This window comes from Pseudoduganella aquatica (genome assembly GCF_009857595.1).
In the GTDB taxonomy this organism is placed as follows: Bacteria; Pseudomonadota; Gammaproteobacteria; order Burkholderiales; family Burkholderiaceae_D; genus Rugamonas; species Rugamonas aquatica_A.
In genome coordinates this window covers 342,954-349,673 of record NZ_WWCU01000003.1, presented here as the reverse complement: position 1 = coordinate 349,673, position 6,720 = coordinate 342,954, and the positions used below count along the sequence as shown (strand labels likewise).

The window sequence follows — 6,720 nt, the reverse complement described above, 5'->3', positions numbered from 1 at the left end:
GATTTCCCGGAGCTTTAAGCTCCTTGAAGGGTCGTTCGAGACCAGGACGTTGATAGGCTGGGTGTGGAAGTGCAGTAATGCATTAAGCTAACCAGTACTAATTGCCCGTAAGGCTTGTCCCTATAACCTTGACGGTTATATCGCATTTGCCTGTGTTTGAATTACTACCCGAATTTACTTCTTCCAGATTGCAGCTGCGTGCCATAGCACGCAGCGTACAAGTCAAAGCCTGATGACCATAGCAAATCGGTCCCACCCCTTCCCATCCCGAACAGGACCGTGAAACGATTTTGCGCCGATGATAGTGCTGCAACCAGTGTGAAAGTAGGTTATCGTCAGGCTAGTTATAAAGAAAAAGCCCACCAAGTGATCTTGGTGGGCTTTTTTGCATTTGCGCGCACGAAAAAAAACCTCCGCCGCAGCGGAGGCTCCCTGACCATGCTTAGTAGCGGTAGGCCAGCTTCACCACGGCGTAATCGACGCCGCTGTTCGGCTTCTTGATGCCGCCGTTCGAGAAGTGCTGGATCTTGGCGGCCACTTCCCAGTTGTTGTTGAACACATAGCCCACGCCGATGTGGTCGCCGAACTGGAAGGCCGTGGCCAGCTTGTCGTCGTTGTTGTTGTACAGCTTGGACAACACATGCACGCCGATGCCGCCTTCGACATAGAAGCCCTTCTTGTTGTCCGCGCCGTAGCGGAACACCGGCGTCAGGCCGATGTCGACCAGGTTCTGGGTCGCGCCTGGAACATTGTTGGCCTTGGTACCGTGCCAGGCGCCGAAGCTGGCGTCCCAGTAGCCGCTCAGGCTGCTGCCGTTGGACGGGAACCACTGCTTGTTCCAGTCCGAGGTGGCGCCGATACGCGCCATCTGGATTTTGGAGGCGCTGGCGTATTCGACGTAGGATGTGTCGACCAGTTTGTCGCCGGCAAACGCTGCTTGCGTTGCCAGAAGTGCGGCGGTGGCCGCGAGGAGTTTTTTGATTTGCATGGCTACTTTCAGTGTCAATGCTATATGTCGAGTTATATAGCAGTCCTTCATTTTACCGAGATTCACAAAATCGTTCTGGAGGCGCTAATATTGTTAGTACATGCTCAATATTGTTCACTCAGGAGTCAACACATTGTCAACGCAAATTTCATTTCTTGGTATCGGCTTGATGGGAGAGCCCATGGTGCGCTGTTTGCTGCGCGCCGGTTTCGCCGTCACGGTCTGGAACCGCACGGCCAGCAAGGCCGAGCCGCTGGCTGAATTCGGCGCCATGCCGGTGGCCGATCTGGACGATGCCGTGAGTTCGGCGGACATCGTGATTTCCATGCTGGAGGCCGGGCCGGTGGTGGGCCTGGTAATCGACGCCGCCCTGCCGGCGCTGCGGCCCGGCGCGCTGTGGATAGACATGAGTTCCACGCGCCAGTCCGAGGCGCAGGCCTTCCACGCGCGGCTGACGGCGGGCGGCTGCCGCTTTGTGGACGCGCCGGTGTCGGGCGGCGTGGGCGGTGCGCAGGCGGGCACGCTGGCCATCATGGCGGGCGGCGATGCGGAGGATTTTGCGCGCGCCGAGCCGGTGTTCGCCGCCATGGGCCGCGCCACGCTGGTGGGGCCGGCGGGCAGCGGGCAGGTGGCGAAACTGTGCAACCAGCTGATCGTGGGCGGCACGCTGAACATCATTGCGGAGGCGCTGCTGCTGGCGCAGGCGGCTGGCGCGGACCCTGCTGCCGTGCGGTCGGCGATACGGGGGGGTTTTGCAGAGAGCAAGATACTGGAAGTACATGGCCAGCGCATGCTGGAGCGCAATTTCATGCCGGGCGGACAGGTGCGCACCCAGCTCAAGGACCAGAACAACATCCTGGCTGCAGCGGCTGCGGCGGGCGTGCAGCTTCCGGTGACGGAGCTGGTGACGCGGCGCTATGAGGCGATTGCGGATGTGTTTCCGCACGCGGATCACTCGGCGGCGCTGCTGGCTTTGGAGCAGCTCAATACCGGGCACCGCGTGGGGGAGGGGGCGGATCAGCTGCCGTGACGGCGGGTTACGCGGCGTTGCCGCTAACCCGCCCTACGCGCCCGGCCGCGTTGAGGACCGTGGGGCGGGTTTGGTGGGGGCGCCGAGCTGGGGGCGCCGTAACCCGCCAGGCTCAGCGTGCAAGCGGCAGCGCCGTTTCCGCCAGCCGCACCCAGAAGCTGGCGCCTATGGGCAGCAGGTTGTCGTTGAAGTCGTAGCTGCCGTTGTGCAGCACGCAGGGACCCAGGCCGTGGCCGCCGTCGCGGTGGTCGCCGTCGCCGTTGCCCAGGAAGATGTAGCAGCCCGGCTTTTCCTGCAGGAAGAAGGCGAAGTCCTCCGCGCCCATGGTCGGCTCGACCTGGCTGTCCACCTTGTCTGCGCCGGCCACGGCCTTCATCACTTCCACCGCGAACTGCGTTTCCTTGGCGTGGTTCACCAGCGGCGGATAGTTCCGTTTGAAGGCGAAATCCACCTCGGCGTCGAAGCCCGCTGCGATGTTCTCGGCCAGCACGCGCATGCGCTGCTCCACCAGGTCCAGCACGCCGGTGGTGAAGGTGCGCACCGTGCCCACCATCTTGGCGTCGTCGGGGATGACATTGGTTGCGCTGCCCGCGTGGATCTGCGTGATGGACAGCACCGCCGTATCGAGCGGGCTCTTATTGCGCGTGATAATGGTTTGCCAGGCTTGCGCAATCTGCACCGCCACCATGATGGGATCGATGCCCTTGTGCGGCTGGGCTGCGTGCGCGCCCTTGCCGCGTATGGTCACATGGAATTCATTGCTGGACGCCATCATCGGGCCTTCGCACACGCCGAAGGCGCCGGCCGGCATGCCGGGCCAGTTGTGCATGCCGTACACCGCCTCCATGGGGAAGCGCTCGAACAGGCCGTCCTCTATCATGCGGCGCGCGCCGGCGCCGCCTTCTTCGGCCGGCTGGAAGATCAGGTAGACCGTGCCGTCGAAATCACGCTGTTGCGCCAGGTGGTGCGCCGCGCCCAGCAGCATGGCGGTGTGGCCGTCGTGGCCGCAGGCGTGCATCTTGCCGGGGTGCCTGGAGGCATGCGCGAAGGTGTTGATCTCCTGCATGGGCAAGGCGTCCATGTCGGCGCGCAGGCCGATGGCGCGCTCCGAGGTGCCGTTCTTGATGATGCCGACCACGCCGGTCAGGCCCAGCCCGCGCACCACGGGGATGCCCCATTCGGCCAGCTTGGCGGCCACCACGTCGGAAGTGCGTACTTCCTCATAGCAAAGTTCCGGGTGCGCGTGCAGATCGCGCCGGATCTGCTGCAGCTCGGATTGGAACGCAATAATCGGTTCTACAAGTTTCATTCTGGGCTCTCCAGTATTATGTTCTTGCTGCACGTCTTGATAAGACGTTATGCCACATAGCGGTATAGCCATTGTAGCCTTAGCCGCTGCCGGATGGGGGCGCCCGGAATCGTTTACGATAGCGCTTTCGACGTTTGTTTTTCCGGACCCGCCAGCCTACGCCATGACCACCACTACCAGCCACGTCCGTGCCGCCTGCCCGCACGATTGTCCCGACACCTGCGCCCTCATCGTCACCGTGGAGGACGGCGTCGCCACCGAAGTGAAGGGCGACCCGGACCACCCGCCCACCGGCGGCGTGCTGTGCACGAAAGTGGCGCGCTACGCCGAGCGCACCTACCATGCGGACCGCCTGCTGCACCCGCTGCGCCGCGTGGGCAAGAAGGGCGAGGGCAAGTTCGAGCGCATCAGCTGGGACGAGGCGCTGGACACCATCGCCGCCAGGCTGAAGCCCATCGTTGCCCGCGCGCCGGAAGCGCTGCTGCCGTACAGCTACGCCGGCACCATGGGGCTGCTGCAGGGCGAGGCCATGTCGGGCCGCTTCTTCCACAAGCTGGGCGCCTCGCTGCTGGACCGCACCATTTGCGCCACGGCCGGCGCCACCGGCTACAAATACACGGTGGGCGGCTCCATCGGCACCGACCTGGAGCATTTCCAGGACGCCAAGCTGATCATTATCTGGGGCGGCAATCCCATCGCTTCCAACCTGCATTTCTGGACCCGCGCGCAAGCGGCCAAGCGCAACGGCGCCAAGCTGATCGCCATCGACCCCTACCGCTCGCTGACGGCCGAGAAGTGCCACCAGCACATCGCCCTGCTGCCGGGCACCGACGCGGCGCTGGCCTTGGGCATGATGCATGTGCTGATCGCCGAAGACCTGCTGGACCACGATTACATTGCGCAATACACGTTGGGCTTCGAGCAGCTGAAGGCGCGCGCGGCGGAATGGACGCCGGAGCGCACCGCCGAAACCTGCGGCATCACGGTGCAGGAAGTGGTGGAGCTGGCGCGTTTGTACGGCGGCATGGCAAAGCAGGGCGAACCGGTCGCCATCCGCACCAACTACGGCGTGCAGCGCGTGCGCGGTGGCGGCATGGCGGTGCGCAATATCGCCTGCCTGCCTGCGCTGGTGGGCGCCTGGCGCCATGCGGCCGGCGGCGTGCAGCTGTCCTCCAGCGGTTCCTTCCCGTCCAACAAGGCGCTGTTGCAAGGCACGGACATGCTGCGCCAGCACGCCCGCATGCCGCGCACCATCAATATGTCCACCATAGGCGACGACTTGCTGCGCCCCGCGTCGCCGGAGTTCGGCCCGCAGATCGAGGCGGTTATCGTGTACAACTCCAACCCGGTGGCGGTGGCGCCGGATTCGCCCAAGGTGGCGGCCGGTTTTGCGCGCGAGGACCTGTTCACGGTGGTGCTGGAGCACTTCCAGACCGACACCGCCGACTACGCCGACATCGTGCTGCCGGCCACCACGCAGCTGGAACACGTGGACGTGCACACCTCCTACGGCCACCTGTACATAATGGCCAATAACGCAGCCGTCGCCCCCATGGGCGAGGCCAAGCCGAACACGGAGATCTTCCGCCTGCTGGCCGCGCGCATGGGGCTGGACGACCCCTGCTTCCGCGAGAGCGACGAGGAACTGGCGGCGCAGAGCTTCGACGCGAAAGACAGCCGCGCCATCCACTTCGACTGGGAGTCGCTCAAGCGCAAGGGCTGGCAGCGCCTGAACATGCCGTCCGCGCCGTTCGCGCAGGGCGGCTTCCCCACGCCGTCCGGCAAATGCGAGTTCTATTCGGCGCAGATGCTGGCCGACGGCCTGGATCCGCTGCCGGCCTATATCGCGCCCTACGAATCGCGCGCCAGCAATCCGGAACTGGCCGCGCGCTACCCGCTGGCGATGATCTCCCCGCCGCAGCGCAACTTCCTGAACTCCACTTTTGTCAATGTGACCAGCTTGCGCGCCACCGAGGGCGAGCCGCAGCTGGACATGCACCCGGACGACGCGGCCGCGCGCGGCGTGGCGCACGGTGAAATGGTGCGCATATACAACGATCGTGGCTCATTCGTATGTAAATTGCGGGTCACCGACAAGGCCCGCGCGGGCCTCGTGGTGGGCCTGTCCGTATGGTGGAAGAAGCTCGCCGGCGACGGCAAGAACGCCAACGAAGTGACCAGCCAGCGCCTTACCGATATGGGCCGCGCGCCGACTTTTTACGATACACTGGTCCAAGTGGAGAAAGCCGCTTGAGAGTGAACAATGCGCAAATTTGCCCGACAGTTAATGCGCGCCAGATTCTGGCTGGCGGCGGGGGCGTGCGCATTGATGCTGGCCGGCTGCGCCCAGTTTAAGTACTACTTCCAGGCGGCCCAGGGCCAGTACGCGCTCTGGTCCGAAGCCCGCCCCATCGAAGACTGGCTGGGCGACCCCACTACCGACCCCAAACTCAAGGCGCGCCTGGAAAAGGCGCTGCTGATACGCCGCTTCGCCGTCAAGGAACTGGGCCTGCCGGACAATGCCAGCTACCGCAACTACGCCGCCCTGAACCGCCCCTACGTGCTGTGGAACGTGGTGGCCACGCCCTCGCTGTCGCTGCGCCCCATCCAGTGGTGCTTCCCGGTGGCGGGCTGCGTCAGCTACCGCGGCTACTACAGCAAGGAGGATGCGGAAGCCTACGCCGACGAACTGCGCAAGGAGGGCAACGACGTGCAGCTGGGCGGCGTGCCGGCCTATTCCACACTGGGCTGGTTCAGCGACCCGCTGCTGTCCTCCTTCATCAATTATTCGGACGCCGAACTGGCGCGCATGGTGTTCCACGAGCTGGCGCACCAGGTGGCCTATATGCAGGGCGACTCGCGTTTCAACGAAGCCTTCGCCACGGCGGTGGAGGAGGCCGGCGTGCAGCGCTGGCTGGACATGTACGGCAACCCGGCCATGCGCGAGGCCTATGACCGCTACAGCGCGCGCCGGCGCGACTTCCTGGACCTGCTGGTGCGGCACCGCGCGCTGCTGGCGTCGAACTATGCGCGCAAGGTCAGCGACAAGAAAAAGCACGAGGAGAAGCTGCGCATCTTCGCCGCGCTGAAAGAGGAATACCGGCTGATGAAGATCAACAGCTGGGGCGGCTACACGGGCTATGATCGCTTCTTCGCCGAGCCGCTCAACAACGCCCATCTTGCATCTGTTGCAACCTATAATGATTTTTTACCGGGCTTCCGCGCCTTGCTGGTGCAGGAAAAAACCTTCCCGCGTTTTTATGCTGCGGTGCAAGGCATGTCCACTCTGAGCTTGTCCGAACGGCAGGCTCGCCTGCTGCATCTGGGGCAGCCGCCGCCACCCCAGCCCGATACGGTCGCTACGCAATCGATAGCTTCGCCGGAACGGTGAAA

The 6,720-nt window shown here is 64.0% G+C and carries 5 protein-coding genes and 2 rRNA genes; 5 read left to right on the top strand and 2 right to left on the bottom strand.

Annotated features, from left to right (window positions below):
- A 23S ribosomal RNA gene (locus tag GTP77_RS05190) occupies positions 1 to 122 on the top strand; the annotation flags it as partial.
- A 106-nt stretch (positions 123 to 228) separates the two neighbouring features.
- Positions 229 to 341, top strand: a 5S ribosomal RNA gene (rrf, locus tag GTP77_RS05185).
- 101 nt (positions 342 to 442) lie between these two features.
- Here rrf and GTP77_RS05180 read toward each other — a convergent pair.
- The gene (locus tag GTP77_RS05180; RefSeq protein WP_161071101.1) at positions 443 to 988 is read right to left on the bottom strand and encodes an acyloxyacyl hydrolase; all 546 of its coding nucleotides are present in this window, start codon (positions 986 to 988) and stop codon (positions 443 to 445) included.
- A 100-nt stretch (positions 989 to 1,088) separates the two neighbouring features.
- On the opposite strand from GTP77_RS05180, the gene GTP77_RS05175 reads away from it, so the two are divergent.
- Entirely contained in the window at positions 1,089 to 2,018 is a 930-nt protein-coding gene (locus GTP77_RS05175) for an NAD(P)-dependent oxidoreductase (RefSeq protein ID WP_161071100.1), read from the top strand.
- Positions 2,019 to 2,130: 112 nt separating this feature from the next.
- Here the strand turns inward: GTP77_RS05175 and GTP77_RS05170 are convergent, their stop codons facing one another.
- Positions 2,131 to 3,327 carry a M20 aminoacylase family protein gene (locus GTP77_RS05170; protein ID WP_161071099.1) on the bottom strand — a complete coding sequence of 399 codons (1,197 nt, stop codon included), beginning with the start codon at positions 3,325 to 3,327 and terminating at the stop codon, positions 2,131 to 2,133.
- A 163-nt stretch (positions 3,328 to 3,490) separates the two neighbouring features.
- On the opposite strand from GTP77_RS05170, the gene GTP77_RS05165 reads away from it, so the two are divergent.
- On the top strand, positions 3,491 to 5,581 hold the full coding sequence (locus GTP77_RS05165) for a molybdopterin-containing oxidoreductase family protein (protein ID WP_161071098.1): 2,091 nt from the start codon (positions 3,491 to 3,493) through the stop codon (positions 5,579 to 5,581).
- A gap of 33 nt (positions 5,582 to 5,614) precedes the next feature.
- On the top strand, positions 5,615 to 6,718 hold the full coding sequence (locus GTP77_RS05160; RefSeq protein WP_228894043.1) for an aminopeptidase: 1,104 nt from the start codon (positions 5,615 to 5,617) through the stop codon (positions 6,716 to 6,718).
- The last annotated feature ends 2 nt before the right edge of the window (positions 6,719 to 6,720 follow it).

What these genes read in the sequence shown, in the direction of transcription:
- GTP77_RS05170 (WP_161071099.1), bottom strand. Translation starts at nt 3,327, where the DNA reads ATGAAACTTGTAGAACCGATTATTGCGTTCCAATCCGAGCTGCAGCAG.
- GTP77_RS05175 (WP_161071100.1), top strand. Translation starts at nt 1,089, where the DNA reads ATGCTCAATATTGTTCACTCAGGAGTCAACACATTGTCAACGCAAATT.
- GTP77_RS05180 (WP_161071101.1), bottom strand. Translation starts at nt 988, where the DNA reads ATGCAAATCAAAAAACTCCTCGCGGCCACCGCCGCACTTCTGGCAACG.
- GTP77_RS05165 (WP_161071098.1), top strand. Translation starts at nt 3,491, where the DNA reads ATGACCACCACTACCAGCCACGTCCGTGCCGCCTGCCCGCACGATTGT.
- GTP77_RS05160 (WP_228894043.1), top strand. Translation starts at nt 5,615, where the DNA reads ATGCGCGCCAGATTCTGGCTGGCGGCGGGGGCGTGCGCATTGATGCTG.